Source organism: Saccharopolyspora gloriosae (genome assembly GCF_014203325.1).
In the GTDB taxonomy this organism is placed as follows: domain Bacteria; phylum Actinomycetota; class Actinomycetes; order Mycobacteriales; family Pseudonocardiaceae; genus Saccharopolyspora_C; species Saccharopolyspora_C gloriosae.
This window is the reverse complement of the sequence record NZ_JACHIV010000001.1, coordinates 6,565,258-6,578,857: the sequence shown is the minus strand read 5'-3', so window position 1 is coordinate 6,578,857 and position 13,600 is coordinate 6,565,258. Positions and strand designations below refer to the sequence as shown.

Here is a 13,600-nt window from a genome sequence, read left to right as displayed (position 1 = left end):
GGCGTTGCACGCGGGTTTCGTCCCTGTGGCAGGGCTCACTGAATCGGCGGTACGCGTGCCAGGATGGCGGGGAGCGATCCGAACCACTCCGGTCGAGCACTCGCATGGCCCCAACCCTGGCCGGCGCGGCCCCGACCGGAGCTGCCGGACCCAGTCGTCACAAGCGGCGGTCCGGCGCGACACGAGGAGATCCGCATGTCCCCGGAACACTGGACGCGACCGGCCCATCCAGCAGACGAGCCAGACAACGGCGTCACCTCCGGCCCCCCTGCCGCTACTGCAGCGAAACCCACACGGGAGCAGGTGATCGCCGGTTTGCGCGCGACAAGTGAAGGCGGAGCTGACCTCGTTCAGCTCCTCACCCCGGAAGGCGAACGGGTCACGCACCCGGACTTCGACATCGACCTCACCGCCGCGCAGCTGCGCGACCTGTACCGGGACATGGTGCTGGTCCGCCGCTTCGACCGGGAGGGCAACGCCCTGCAGCGGCAGGGCCAGCTCGGCATCTGGGTGCCGCTGCTCGGCCAGGAAGCCGCGCAGATCGGTGCCGGTCGTGCCCTGCGCTCCGGGGACATGGCGTTCCCCAGCTACCGCGAGCACGGCGTCGCCTGGTGCCGGGGACTGGATCCCACCGAACTGCTCGGCATCTTCCGCGGTACCGACCACGGCAGCTGGGACCCGCTGAGCACCGGTTTCCACCTGTACACGATCGTCATCGGCAACCAGGCGCTCAACGCCGCCGGGTACGCGATGGGCCAGAAGTTCGACGGCAAGGTCGGCGACGACGACGGCGAAGCGACCATGGTGTTCTTCGGCGACGGCGCCACCAGCCAGGGCGACGTGCACGAGGCGATGGTGTGGGGCTCCGTCTACGACGCGCCGCTCGTGCTGTTCTGCCAGAACAACCAGTGGGCCATCTCCGAGCCGCTGGAACGCCAGACCAGGGTGCCGCTGTACCAGCGCGCCGCGGGCTACGGCTTCCCCGGCATCCGCGTCGACGGCAACGACGTGCTCGCCAGCCTCGCCGTGTCGAAGTGGGCGCTCGACGAGTGCAGGCACGGCAACGGGCCGGTGCTGATCGAGGCGTTCACCTACCGGATGGACGCGCACACCACCACCGACGACCCCACCCGCTACCGGCTCTCCGACGAGCTGGAGGCGTGGAAGCTCAAGGACCCCATCGAACGCCTCCGCGTCCACCTGGTGCGCGAGCACGACGCCGACCAGGCGTTCTTCGACGAGGTGCAGGCCGAGTCCGACGAGCTCGCCGCCCGGTTCCGCGAGTTCTGCTTCAGCATGCCCGAGCCCGATCCGGGCCGGATCTTCTCCGAGGTCTACGCCGACCCCAGCCCCGCCGTCACGGCGCAGCGCGACGAACTGCTCGGCTACCTCGACGGCTTCGCCGAACAGCCCGCCGCCGCGCAGGGAGGTGTGCACTGATGGCCGCACCAGCGATGGAACGGACCGACGTCACCAACGGCAGCGCCCGCCCGGACGCGACGCGGACCGTGACGATGGCCAAGAGCCTCAACATGGGGCTGCGCTCCGCGCTCGAACAGGACCCGAAGGTCCTCGTCATGGGCGAGGACGTGGGCAAGCTCGGCGGCGTCTTCCGCGTCACCGACGGGCTGCAGAAGGACTTCGGCGAGCACCGCGTGCTGGACACGCCGCTGGCAGAGTCCGGCATCATCGGCACCGCCGTGGGCCTCGCCATCCGCGGCTACCGGCCGGTGTGCGAGATCCAGTTCGACGGGTTCATCTTCCCCGGCTACGACCAGATCGTCTCGCAGCTGGCGAAGCTGCACTTCCGCAGCCAGGGCAAGGTCAAGATGCCGGTCGTGGTGCGGGTGCCGTTCGGCGGCGGCATCGGCGCCGTCGAACACCACTCGGAATCCCCGGAGTCGCTGTTCGCGCACATCGGCGGGCTGAAGGTGGTGTCCTGCTCGAACCCGGTCGACGCCTACTGGATGCTGCGCCAGGCCATCGAGTGCGACGACCCGGTGCTGTTCTTCGAACCGAAGCGGCGCTACTACGAGAAGGCCGAGCTGAACACCGAGGCGCAGCCGCCGCCGCTGTTCGCTTCGCGCGTGCTGCGCAGGGGCACGGCGGCGACGATCGCGACCTACGGGCCGACGGTGCCGACCTGCCTGGCCGCGGCGAACGCCGCCGCCGAGGAGGGCACCGAGCTGGAGGTCATCGACCTGCGCAGCCTGTCCCCGCTGGACCTGGGCCCGGTGTTCGAGTCGGTGCGCCGCACCGGCCGGCTCGTGCTGGCCAGCGAAGCGCCGCCGGAGTCGTCGATCACCTCGGAGATCACCGCGCGGGTGCAGCAGGAGTGCTTCTACTCGCTGGAAGCACCGGTGCTGCGGGTGACGGGCTTCGACGTGCCGTACCCGCCGACGAAGCTGGAGAAGCACTTCCTGCCCGACCTGGATCGAGTGCTCGACGCCGTCGACCGCTCGCTGGCCTTCTGAGGGAGTCTCCGATGCCGCAACTCAAGCACTTCCCGTTGCCCGACGTCGGGGAAGGACTCACCGAAGCCGAGATCCTCAGCTGGAAGGTGAGCCCTGGCGACACGGTGGCGGTCAACCAGGTCTTCGTCGAGATCGAAACGGCGAAGGCCGCGGTGGAACTGCCGTGCGCCTACGCGGGCAAGGTCGTCGAGCTGCTCGCCGAGGCGGGGCAGACCGTGGAGGTCGGCACGCCGATCATCTCCATCGACCTCGACCCGGAGGGCACCGCGGTCGACGAGCCCGCTCCGGACCCGGCTCCCGCAGAGGCCGACACCAACGGGCAGACCGCGACGCTGGTCGGCTACGGGCCGCAGGCGACGAGTTCGAAGCGCCGCCCGCGCAAGGCCCCCGCGCCGGCCGCGGGGGCGGCGCAGCAGGCGTTGCAGGGCGCGATGGCCGGTTCGGCCGTCGCACCCGCCGTCCCGGCGCAGGCCGCGGCCCCGGCCGCTCCCGCTGCTCCGGCACCCGCTCCGGCTCCGGCGGCTCCCGCTCCGGCTCCCGCCGGGGGGTCGGCTCGCGGCTCCGTGCCGCTGGCCAAACCGCCGGTGCGCAAGCTCGCCAAGGACCTCGGCGTGGACCTGCGGGCCCTCGCCGGGTCCGGGGCGGGCGGGGTGATCACCCGCCAGGACGTCGAGACCGCGTCGGCACCGGTCACCCCCGCCGCGGCCGCTCCGGCGGGCGCGCGGGAGCGCCGGGTGCCGATCAAGGGCGTCCGCAAGGCCACCGCGCAGGCGATGGTGCAGAGCGCGTTCACCGCACCGCACGTCACGGAGTTCCTCACCGTCGACGTGACGCCGATGATGGACCTGCGGCAGCGGCTCAAGTCGCACCCGGAGTTCCAGGGCGTGAAGGTCACGCCGCTGGCGTTCGCCGCGAAGGCGCTGTGCCTGGCGGCGCGGCGCACTCCGGACGTGAACGCCACCTGGGACGAGCAGGCCGGGGAGATCGTCTACAAGGACTACGTGCACCTGGGCATCGCGGCGGCGACGCCGCGCGGTCTGGTGGTGCCCAAGGTCCGGGACGCCGACGGCATGTCGCTGCGCGAGCTGGCAGCGGCGCTGGAGGCGCTGACCGCCACCGCGCGGGAGGGGAAGACGACTCCCGCCGACATGGCGGGCGGCACGATCACGATCACCAACGTGGGCGTGTTCGGCGTCGACACCGGCACCCCGATCCTCAACCCCGGCGAGTCCGCGATCCTCGCGTTCGGCGCGATCCGCGACATGCCGTGGGTGGTGGACGGGCAGGTCGTCCCGCGCAAGGTGTGCCAGCTGGCGTTGAGCTTCGACCACCGCGTCGTCGACGGCCAGCAGGGTTCGCAGTTCCTGGCCGACGTCGGCGCGCTGCTGGCCGACCCGAGCCTGGCCATCACGTACTGATCCGCTGACGACGACGGCCGGGGTGAGCGCTGAGCGCGTTCACCCCGGCCGTCGTGCGCGGTACTGCTGTCGTCGTGCGCCGCCCCCAGCTCCGCACGCGGCTACCGGTCCCCGTTCCCGCAGGTCGGGGACGGGCGATCAGTCCTCCTTGCGGCGGCGGCCGCCTCCGCGGCCGCCCTTGCTCGCCTTGGCGGCCGTGTTCGCGCTCTGCCGGGCGGCGGGTGCGGCGGCGGCGCCGCTGCCGTCGGACTCGGCCGAACCGCCACCGAAGTCGAAGCTGTGCGAGTCGAACTCGTGCACGTCGATGTCCGGCAGACCGCCGAGCTCGTTGTTCAGCTCGCCGAAGATCGGCGTACCTGGATCGGGCTTGTTCACCGCTTCGCCCTCCCGTTTCGTTCTCGAAGCCGTGTTGCTGAGATCGAGCCGGCACCCGTGCGGCGCCGAGCTCGTGGCGCGATTCGGCTCTGACAGCCGACGGCCCGGTGGAGCCCACGCGCTCACCGTGCCGATCAAACGCGAACTAGACCGTTCGCCTCGCGCCGACCACCGATATTCATTCCTTCGGGTGAGTCCATGATGCCTCGCGCCACTCGCGAGGGTGCACACCCCTGGAGGTTTCCATCCCACATTCCAACATCGAGGCCGCTGCGGTCATTCCCCGAGTGGCGATCGCCACGCTCCGGCAACCTCGCGCGCCCGCTCCCGCGAACCCCTCGTCAGCGGGGATTCCGGGCCACCGCAAGAACTCGATGCCGTGTTCCGCATCACACCGAGTCAACGCGGAGGGGCTCCCGAACATCACTCGAACGTGTGGCCGTGACGGTCAACGGTCCCCGTCGGGGGGATCGCACGGCGACACCGGGGAGATGAGTTCCATGTTCCGCACCCAGCGCGCCAAGATCGCCGCCATCGCCGGATCCGCCCTGCTCGCCGCGGTCTCGTTCGCGGGCACCGCCCAGGCCATGCCGAGCGACCACCCGAACTACGACGAGTACTGCACGCCGGAGCAGGTCGACGTCACCATCGGCCCGCTCGACCACGCGATGATGCACGAGGGCGGCGACGTCCGGTTCACCGCGAAGCCCGGCGCGAGCTGCCTGCTCGGCGGCGCCCCCGGCCTCGAATTCCTGGACGTGCAGGGCAATTCCGCCCACATCCCCACCACGCGCCCGAGCGGCGGCGCCGAGGACGTCCGCATCGACGAGGACCACCCCGCCACCGCCGCGTTCAGCTACCCGGTGACCGACCCGAACACCGGCAACAGCATCCCCGGCGCGACCCCCGGCGGCGTCGAGATCTCGTTCCCCGGCCCGGTCGCCCCCTACGCCGTGACCCTCCCGTGGAACGGCGCGACGGTCCCCGGCCCGGTCACCATCACCAACATCAACCCGGCCCCGCAGCCCTGACCCGATCCGAGCCCCGGGCTTGATCAGAAGTCACCCGACTCATCGTTCGGGTCGCCTTCGGCAGCGGAAGCCCACATCGGCTCGCGATCGACCTAAGCTCCCGCCCAATTCGAGGTAGTCTCGTATCACCCCTAGGGTGAAGGGAGGAGCGCATGGTTGCGGCTTGTGTTCAAGGACGACGACCTGCGTCGCCTCTACGTGGATCACGACTTCCGCGCACCCCGGTTCGGCCCGGAACTCATCCGCGCGTTCCGCAAGAAGGTCGGACTGCTGGCGGCGGTGCCGACCGAGCTGGAACTGCGACGGCACAAGGCTTTGCGGCTCGAGAAGCTCAAGGGGGACCGGTCCGGTCAGCACTCGATCCGGCTGACGGATCAGTGGCGGCTCATCCTGCTCTTCGACACCGACGCTGACGGGAAGCTCGTCGTGGTCGTCGAAGTCGTGGACTACCACTGAGAGGAGGCGGCATGGAGATCATCGATGCGTCGCGGCCGGCCGAGGCGTTCCCGGTCGGCGAGTACCTGCGCGACGAGCTCGACGCGCGCGGGCTGACCGGCGCCGAGTTCGCCGAGATCCTGGGTCGCCCCCCACAGGTGGTGTCCCAGATCCTCAACAACCACAAGGAGATCACTCCGGAAACCGCCACCGAGATCGCCGCGGCGACCGACACCACACCGGAGACCTGGCTCGGCCTCCAGGACACCTACCGGCTGTGGAAGCTCCGGCGAGAGCCCCTCGCGGATCGGCTGAGCGAGGTCGCACGCCGCGCGAGGCTTCGCCGTATCGCCCCGTTGACGGAACTGCGCAAGCGAGGTTTCGCACCGGAGGGCGACGACATCGACGCCCAGGAGGACGCCGTGTGCGCCCTCCTCGGGATCAGCTCGCCGGAGGAGACGCCGACCTTCGCGGTCGCCGCGCGGCGCGTGGAAGAAGCGGAAGCCCTCTCACCCGCGCAACTGAGCTGGGTGGGCTGCGTTCGCGCGGTGGCGCGCGATCGGCCGGTCGAACCGTTCGCCCCGGACGGGCTGGCGGCGCTGGGCCGCCACCTGACGCGAACCGTGATCACACCGGCCGCGCTGTCGACGCTTCCCGCGCTGCTCGCCGAGGTCGGCGTTCGCCTGGTCCACGTCGATTCGTTCCGAGGCGGCAAGATGGACGGTGTCGCCTTCTGCGACGACCGGGGCCCGGTGATCGGCATCTCCGGACGCGGCGGCAGGTTCGACGGTGTCCTGTTCACCGTTCTGCACGAGATCGCGCACGTACACCTGGGGCACGTGACCAGCGGTTACACCATCGACGTGGACTTGGGCACCGCCGCCGACACCGAACAGGAGCGCGACGCGGATTCGGTCGCCGCCGACTGGGCGATCCCCGGGCGGTTCGCTACGACGGGCCGGATTTCGAAGGCCGCGGTCGAGGCGGAAGCAGCTCGGCTCGGAGTCCACCCGGCGGTGCTCGTGGGGAAATTGCAGCACGCGGGAGTGATCCCGTGGAGCCACTTCAACGCCGCGGTCCCGCGGGTCAAGAACGTGCTCGCCCGGTGGAACGACTGACCGGTCACGACGGCGGGAAGCCCCTGACGTCCACGACGTCAGGGGCTTTCGCACCGGAGACCGGCCTACCGGCTCATCGGATGTGGCGGCCGGAGATGTTGCGGGCGACGACGAGCTGCTGGATCTGCTCGGTGCCCTCGAAGATGTCGTAGATCTTCGCGTCGCGGTGCAGGCGCTCGACGGGGAACTCCCGCGTGTAGCCGTTGCCGCCGAGGATCTGGATGGCGCGCTCGGTCGCCCAGGTCGCGACCCGGCCGGCCTTGAGCTTCGACATCGAGCCCTCGCCCGCGGTGAACGGCACGTCGTTGCGGCCCATCCACGCCGCGCGCCACACCAGCAGCCGCGCCGCGTCGATCTCCATGCGCATGTCGGCGAGGGTGAAGGCGATCGACTGGTTGTCGATGATCGGCCTGCCGAAGGTCTCGCGCTCCTTTGCGTACTCCAGCGCGTGCTCGTAGGAGGCGCGCGCGATGCCGAGCGCCTGGGCGCCGACGGTGGGCCGCGACAGCTCGAAGGTCTTCATCGCGGCCTGGCCGCCGCCCTTCCCGCCGCCTTCGCGGGCGCGGGCGAGCTTCTCGTCCAGCTTGTCCTTGCCGCCGAGCAGGCAGCTGCCGGGCACCCGCACGTCGTCGAGGAACACGTCGGCGGTGTGCGAGGCGCGCAGCCCGTGCTTCTTGATCTTGCTGGGAGCTTCCAGGCCCTTGGTGCCGGGCGGGATGATGAACGCGGCCTGCCCGCGCGAACCGAGCGAGGAGTCGACGACGGCCTGCACGACGTGCACGTTGGCGATGCCGCCGTTGGTGGCCCAGGCCTTCTGGCCGTTGAGTACCCATTCGTCCTTGGCCTCGTCGTAGACGGCGCGGGTGCGCATCGCCGAGACGTCCGAGCCCGCGGCCGGCTCCGAGGAGCAGAACGCGCCGACCTTCGGGTCGTCCTCGTCGCCGTAGCACTGCGGCACCCACTCGGCCATCTGGTCCGGGGTGCCCGCGGCGAAGATGCCCGCGACGGCCAGCGTCGTGCCGAAGATCGCCATGCCGATGCCGCCGTCGCCCCAGAACAGCTCTTCGTTGGCGATGGGCAGCGACAGGCCCGTGTCGTCGGCCCAGAAGGTCGCGATGGTCTCGAAGCCGTAGAGGCCGACCTTGGCGGCCTCCTGGATGATCGGCCAGGGAGTCTCCTCCCGCTCGTCCCACTCCGCCGCGGCCGGGCGGATGACCTTCTCAGCGAATCCGTGCACCCAATCGCGCAGGTCGGTGTGTTCTTCGCTCAGTTCCAGGGAGAAGCTCATCAAAATCCTTCAGTTCGTGGCGGAGTGCGTGACGCGGTGGTGGAGGGTGCGCGACCTCGACCCTGGCGGTCGACGGGGCGGGCGCGGCGGCGATTCCGGTTGTCCCCTCCCGGCGGAGCAACGACCGCGGGCCGCCGCGGGTTCTCAGCCGTGGGGGCGGATCAGGCCTTGGGGATCTGGAAGAGCTTGGTGAGTCCCGCGGCGAATCCGACGTCGCCGGCGACCTTCAGCTTCCCGCTCATGAACTGCACCGGGGCCGAGGCGTTGCCGGAGACCAGCTTGAGGAATTCCACCGGAGTGATCATGATGGTGACGCGCGGGTCGTCGTGCTGCGGCTCCTTGTTCACCGTGCAGGTACCGCCGGAGAGCACGGATTCGTAGCGCACGGTGTCCTGCTCGTCGGTGCCGATGCGCCAGCGCACGACGGCCTCGGTGGAGCGGGCCTTGTCCGATTTGAAGTGCTCGCTCATCCGGCGGAAGACCTCGTCGAGCACCTGCACGCGCAGTTCGGGGCGGGCCATGACCGCTTCGACCTGCTTCGCGGACGCGCGGGAGATCAGCTTGGCGAACTGCTCGGGGCGCAGGGCGCTGAGGTCTGCGGTGCCATTGGAGGCCTGGGTCGATGCCGCTTCGAGCAGCGCGACGAACTCCTCCTCGCCGATCTTCTTGGGGTCCGCTTCGGCGAGCGCGCTGATCGGATCCGTCTGGGACATGTGACCTCCATTTACCTACTGGCCGGTAAGACTACGCGTCAGTAGGTTAGGCGGGCAAGGCATGCCGCTGATCGTTCTGCTCTAGCCTTTCCCGCAGATCCGAACCGGCCGAACGACGCTACGACACCCGATCGGCAGACCGGCCGACGAGCGCCCCGGCCAGGGAAACAGGAGGTGGGATGCAGTCCGACCCGGACGATCACGAGGAGAACCCGCGCCCCCGCAGCAGGCGGCTGCCGCGCTCGGTGCGGGAACGCCAGATCCTCGACGCGGCCGTCGAGGTCTACGCCGCCCGCGGCTTCCACCTCGCGTCGATGGACGAGATCTCCGAAGTCGCCGGCATCTCCAAGCCCATGATCTACGCCTACCTCGGCTCCAAGGAAGAGCTGTTCGTGGCGTGCATCCAACGCGAGGCCAACCGGCTCATCGAAGCCATCGGGACCGCCGTCGACCCCGAGGTGACGCCCGACGAGCAGCTGTGGCGCGGGCTGCGGGTGTTCTTCGACTACGTGCAGCGCAACCGCGCCAGCTGGACGCTGGTGCACCGGCAGGCCGCCGCCGGTGGCGAGCCGTTCGCCACCGAGTTCGGGCAGTGGCGGGAACGGGCGGTGGTCCTCATCGCGACGCTGCTGGCCCGCGCCACCGAGAACGCGGTCCGGCCGATGCAGGTCCAGCAGATGGAACCGTTCGCGGCGGCGCTCGTCGGCGCGGGCGAATCGCTGCTGGACTGGTGGATCGAACATCCCGAGCACACCGCGGACGGGCTGGCGATGCGCCTGATGAACCTCGCCTGGATGGGCTTCGGCGACCTCGTCGAAGGCCGTTCCTGGGCCCCGGCGAGCTCCGAAGCCCCGGCGAACGAGGACTGAGCTGGGCGGGAACGGCCGAGTCGCTTACCTGACCCCCGCGACTCGACCGCCCCCGCCCTCCCTCATCCAGGTCCGCTCCGCAGCGGACCTTTCCCCGCCTTCCCGCAGGTCAGTGCACCCGTCCCAACAGGTGCGGCTTGCCGGACCGGGAGTGCACGGCGAACGTGGCGCCGTCGCCCGGGTCCCCGATCGCGGTGAACTCCACCTTCGAAGGCAGCAGCAGCGGCTTCACGAAGTCGACGTCCACCGTGTACGACTCCGGCAGCCTTCCCTCCAGCGCGGCCAGCGCCCGCGCCTTCGTCCACATGCCGTGCGCGATGGCGCGCGGGAAGCCGAACGCCTTCGCCGTCAGCGCCCGCAGGTGGATCGGGTTGCGGTCCCCGGACACCGCCGCGTAGCGACGCCCCTGGTCGGCGGGCACCTGCCAGAACGCGGTGGGGGAGCCGGGCTCGATCTCCGCGACCCGGTCGGCGCGCGGCGCGGAATCGTCGGACCTGCCGCGGCGCAGGTAGGTGCTCGTCTCCCGCCACACCACCTCGTCCTCGACGCTGGTCTCGGTGATCACGTCGAGCTGCCTGCCCTTGGGGTGCGGGCGCAGGTTCGCCACCCGGACCCGCTGGGTGAGCACGTCGGTCACCAGCACCGGCCGGTGCACGGTGATGCTGTTGGCCACGTGCACCAGTCCGACCAGCGGGAACGGGAAGCCTGGATCCGTCATCAGCCGCACGGACAGCCCGAACGAGAGCACGTGCGGATAGGTCGCGGGCAGCACGTCGCGCAGCCCGAAGCCGCAGACCCGGTCGTACTCGGCGAGGTGCGCGTGGTCGATCGTGATGTCGCGCCGGACGTACTCGGTGGCGGGCAGCTCGCCGCCGCGCCGGATCGGACCGGTGACGGCGGCCTTCGCGTAGAGCGCGGAGAGGTTCGGCGCCGCGTCGACTTCGGTGCTCATCACGCCCCCAGCAGGCTCTGGCCGCAGACCCGCACGACGTTGCCGTTGACCCCGGAGGAGGCCGGGTTGGCGTACCAGGCGATGGTCTCGGCGACGTCGACCGGCCGGCCGCCCTGCGAGAGGCTGCTCATCCGGCGGCCCGCTTCGCGGATGAACAGCGGCACGGCCGCGGTCATCTTCGTCTCGATGAAGCCGGGCGCGACGGCGTTGATGGTGGCGCCGCGCCGGGCCGCGACCGGCGCCAGCGCCTGCACCAGGCCGATCACGCCCGCCTTGGAGGCCGCGTAGTTGGCCTGCCCCACGTTGCCCGCGATGCCGCTGATCGAGGCGACGCCGATGAGCCTGCCGCCGTCGCGCAGCGGCGAGCCGTCCGCGAGCAGCGCCTCGTTGATGCGCTCCTGCGCGGTGAGGTTCACCGCCAGCACCGAGTCCCAGCGCCCGTCGTCCATCCGCCCGAGCGTCTTGTCCCTGGTGATGCCCGCGTTGTGCACGACGACGTCGAGCCCGTCGTGGCGCTCGGCGAAGTGCTCGACGATGCGCTGCGGCGCGTCCTCCGCGGTGATGTCGAGCTGCAGCGCGGAGCCGCCGATGCGGTTGGCGACCTTCGTGAGGTCGTCGCCCTGCGCCGGGATGTCCAGGCAGACGACGTGCGCGCCGTCGCGGGCGAGGGTCTCCGCGATCGACTCGCCGATGCCCCGGGAGGCACCGGTGACCAGCGCGACCTTGTCCTTGAGCGGCTTCTCCCGGTCGACCTGCGGCGCCTCGGCGCGGCCGACCCGCACGACCTGGGCGGAGACGAACGCGGACTTCGCCGAGAGCAGGAAGCTCAGCGTCGAGTCGAGGGACTGCTCGGCGCCTTCGGAGGCGTACACGAGCTGAGCGGTGGCGCCGCGCTTGAGCTCCTTGCCGACGGTGCGCACGAAGCCTTCCAGCGCCCGCTGCGCGACGCGCTCGCGCGCGTCGGTGGTCTCCTCCGGCGGGGTGCCCAGCACGATCACCCGGCCGCAGGTGCCGACCTGGCGGATCACCGGCCCGAAGAAGGCGCGCAGCTGGTTGAGCTGGTCGCTGGAGGTGATGCCGGTGGCGTCGAAGACCAGCGCGGCGTAGCGGGCGTCCTCGGCGGATTCGGTGCGGACCTCGGCGTCGACGGCGCGCAACGTCGCCGCGATCGCGTCGCCGAGCCGCGAGCCGTCGGCGGCGCCGGTGAGCACCGGGCCGTTCACCACCGGGTCACCGGGCTGGTAGCGGCGCAGCGGCGTGGGGGTAGGCAGGCCGAGGCGCTGGGCGAGCGATCGACCGAATCCGGTCGAGGTGAACTGCTGGTACCGGTCGGACATGCGTGCTCCCGTGGAGGCGGGTGGTCGGGTGAACTTGGCAGGGCCCGCTCGCCGAAGCACGGCGGACGCGCGGGCAGCGGACTCGACGTCTAACCTACCCACGGGTAGGTTAGAGGGTCCGAGGGGTCGGCACCAGAGCCCCGGCACGATCGGCCCGCCCCGGCCGATCCGGCGCCCGGCCACCCCGGCGGAAAACCGACCGCCGCCGGCACCCGGCAGCGGTCACGGCCCGCCCGCAGTCACGACCACACGGACCACCGGTCCCGTCTCGAAGGAGTCCCGCATGCCCACCACTCGACGCGTCGCGATCGTCGGCGGCAACCGGATCCCCTTCACCCGATCCGGCGGCCCCTACACGCAGGCGTCCAACCAGGACATGCTCACCGCCGCGCTGGACGGGCTGATCGCCCGCTTCGGCCTCCAAGGCGAACTCGTCGGCGAGTTCGTCGCGGGCGCGGTCCTCAAGCACAGCCGCGACTTCAACCTGGCGCGGGAAACCGTGCTCGGCTCCGGCCTGGACCCGCGCACCCCCGCCCACGACGTGCAGATGGCCTGCGCGACCGGCCTCGAAGCCGTGACCTCCGTCGCGAACAAGATCGCGCTCGGACAGCTCGACTCGGGCATCGCCGGCGGCGTCGACAGCGCCAGCGACGCGCCGATCGCCGTCAACGACGACCTGCGCCGGGTGCTGCTCGCCGCCAACCACGCCAAGACCACCGGCGGCAAGGTCAAAGCGCTCACCGGCGTCCGGCCCCAGCACGTCGTGCCCGACATCCCGGAGAACTCCGAACCGCGCACCGGCCTGTCGATGGGCGAGCACGCCGCCCGCACCGCGCTGGACTGGCAGGTCGGCCGCGAAGACCAGGACGAACTCGCCGCCCGCAGCCACCAGCGCCTCGCCGCCGCCTACGACCGCGGCTTCTTCGACGACCTGATCACCCCGTTCCAAGGCCAGACGCGGGACCAGAACCTGCGCCCCGACAGCACCGCCGAAAAGCTCGCCAAGCTCAAGCCCGTGTTCGGCAAGGGCGACGGCGCGACGATGACGGCGGGCAACTCGACGCCGCTCAGCGACGGCGCCTCCACGGTGCTGCTGGCCAGCGAAGAATGGGCGAAAGCGCACAAGCTGCCCGTGCTCGCGTACCTCAGCGACATCGTGCCCGCCGCCGTCGACCACGTCAGCGGCGACGAAGGCCTGCTGATGGCACCGGCGTACGCGGTGCCGAAGCTGCTGGAGCGGGCCGGGATCGGACTCGGCGACTTCGACTTCTACGAGATCCACGAAGCGTTCGCCTCGCAGGTGCTGGCGACGCTGAAGTCCTGGCAGGACCCCGACTTCTGCAAGGACCGGCTCGGCCTCGACGCGCCGCTCGGCGAGATCGACCCGGCGAAGCTGAACGTCAACGGCTCCTCGCTGGCCGCCGGGCACCCGTTCGCCGCCACCGGCGGACGGATCGTGGCGACCCTGTCGAAACTGCTGTCCGAACGCGGTTCCGGTCGTGGGCTGATCTCCGTCTGCGCAGCAGGCGGGCAGGGGGTCACTGCGATCCTGGAGCGGTGATTCGAGCCGGTCGTTCTGCTTTGGGGGTT

General features: G+C 70.9%; 13 protein-coding genes. 8 read left to right on the top strand and 5 right to left on the bottom strand.

The window, feature by feature from the left end:
* Positions 1-195: 195 nt before the first annotated feature.
* The 3 genes from pdhA to BJ969_RS28560 are packed head-to-tail and all read left to right on the top strand — an operon-like array spanning position 196 to position 3,892.
* Complete coding sequence (gene pdhA / locus BJ969_RS28570; protein ID WP_184484160.1) at positions 196-1,440, top strand: pyruvate dehydrogenase (acetyl-transferring) E1 component subunit alpha; 1,245 nt, start codon at positions 196-198, stop codon at positions 1,438-1,440.
* On the top strand, positions 1,440-2,474 hold the full coding sequence (locus BJ969_RS28565) for an alpha-ketoacid dehydrogenase subunit beta (RefSeq protein WP_184484158.1): 1,035 nt from the start codon (positions 1,440-1,442) through the stop codon (positions 2,472-2,474). The genes pdhA and BJ969_RS28565 overlap by 1 nt, the downstream gene beginning before the upstream one ends.
* 11 nt (positions 2,475-2,485) lie before the next feature.
* A complete protein-coding gene (locus BJ969_RS28560) occupies positions 2,486-3,892 on the top strand; it encodes a dihydrolipoamide acetyltransferase family protein (protein WP_184484156.1) in 1,407 nt (468 codons plus the stop codon).
* Between the two features lie 138 nt (positions 3,893-4,030).
* Here BJ969_RS28560 and BJ969_RS28555 read toward each other — a convergent pair whose 3' ends face one another.
* Positions 4,031-4,267 (bottom strand): hypothetical protein, encoded by a 237-nt coding sequence (locus BJ969_RS28555; protein ID WP_184484154.1) that lies wholly within the window; start codon positions 4,265-4,267, stop codon positions 4,031-4,033.
* 491 nt (positions 4,268-4,758) lie between these two features.
* Between BJ969_RS28555 and BJ969_RS28550 the strand changes: the two genes are divergently transcribed.
* The 3 genes from BJ969_RS28550 to BJ969_RS28540 all read left to right on the top strand — a co-directional run bounded on the left by BJ969_RS28550 (position 4,759) and on the right by BJ969_RS28540 (position 6,851).
* Entirely contained in the window at positions 4,759-5,298 is a 540-nt protein-coding gene (locus BJ969_RS28550) for a DUF4232 domain-containing protein (RefSeq protein WP_184484152.1), read from the top strand.
* 165 nt (positions 5,299-5,463) lie between these two features.
* Positions 5,464-5,754, top strand: coding sequence for a type II toxin-antitoxin system RelE/ParE family toxin (locus BJ969_RS28545; RefSeq protein WP_343071736.1), 291 nt, complete (start codon positions 5,464-5,466; stop codon positions 5,752-5,754).
* Between the two features lie 11 nt (positions 5,755-5,765).
* Positions 5,766-6,851, top strand: a complete 1,086-nt coding sequence (locus tag BJ969_RS28540) for a HigA family addiction module antitoxin (protein ID WP_184484148.1) — start codon at positions 5,766-5,768, stop codon at positions 6,849-6,851.
* 73 nt (positions 6,852-6,924) lie between these two features.
* On the opposite strand, the gene BJ969_RS28535 is transcribed toward BJ969_RS28540, so the two are convergent.
* Both BJ969_RS28535 and BJ969_RS28530 read right to left on the bottom strand, forming a co-directional pair.
* Positions 6,925-8,139 (bottom strand): acyl-CoA dehydrogenase family protein, encoded by a 1,215-nt coding sequence (locus tag BJ969_RS28535; RefSeq protein WP_184484146.1) that lies wholly within the window; start codon positions 8,137-8,139, stop codon positions 6,925-6,927.
* Positions 8,140-8,300: 161 nt separating this feature from the next.
* Positions 8,301-8,852 (bottom strand): SCP2 sterol-binding domain-containing protein, encoded by a 552-nt coding sequence (locus BJ969_RS28530; protein ID WP_184484144.1) that lies wholly within the window; start codon positions 8,850-8,852, stop codon positions 8,301-8,303.
* 179 nt (positions 8,853-9,031) lie between these two features.
* On the opposite strand from BJ969_RS28530, the gene BJ969_RS28525 reads away from it, so the two are divergent.
* Positions 9,032-9,721, top strand: coding sequence for a TetR/AcrR family transcriptional regulator (locus BJ969_RS28525; protein WP_184484142.1), 690 nt, complete (start codon positions 9,032-9,034; stop codon positions 9,719-9,721).
* Positions 9,722-9,830: 109 nt separating this feature from the next.
* Here the strand turns inward: BJ969_RS28525 and BJ969_RS28520 are convergent, their stop codons facing one another.
* The gene (locus BJ969_RS28520) at positions 9,831-10,676 is read right to left on the bottom strand and encodes a MaoC/PaaZ C-terminal domain-containing protein (protein ID WP_184484140.1); all 846 of its coding nucleotides are present in this window, start codon (positions 10,674-10,676) and stop codon (positions 9,831-9,833) included.
* Positions 10,673-12,010 (bottom strand): 3-oxoacyl-ACP reductase, encoded by a 1,338-nt coding sequence (locus BJ969_RS28515; protein WP_184484138.1) that lies wholly within the window; start codon positions 12,008-12,010, stop codon positions 10,673-10,675. The genes BJ969_RS28520 and BJ969_RS28515 overlap by 4 nt, the downstream gene beginning before the upstream one ends.
* A gap of 283 nt (positions 12,011-12,293) precedes the next feature.
* On the opposite strand from BJ969_RS28515, the gene BJ969_RS28510 reads away from it, so the two are divergent.
* Positions 12,294-13,571, top strand: coding sequence for an acetyl-CoA C-acetyltransferase (locus BJ969_RS28510; protein WP_184484136.1), 1,278 nt, complete (start codon positions 12,294-12,296; stop codon positions 13,569-13,571).
* Positions 13,572-13,600: the final 29 nt, after the last annotated feature.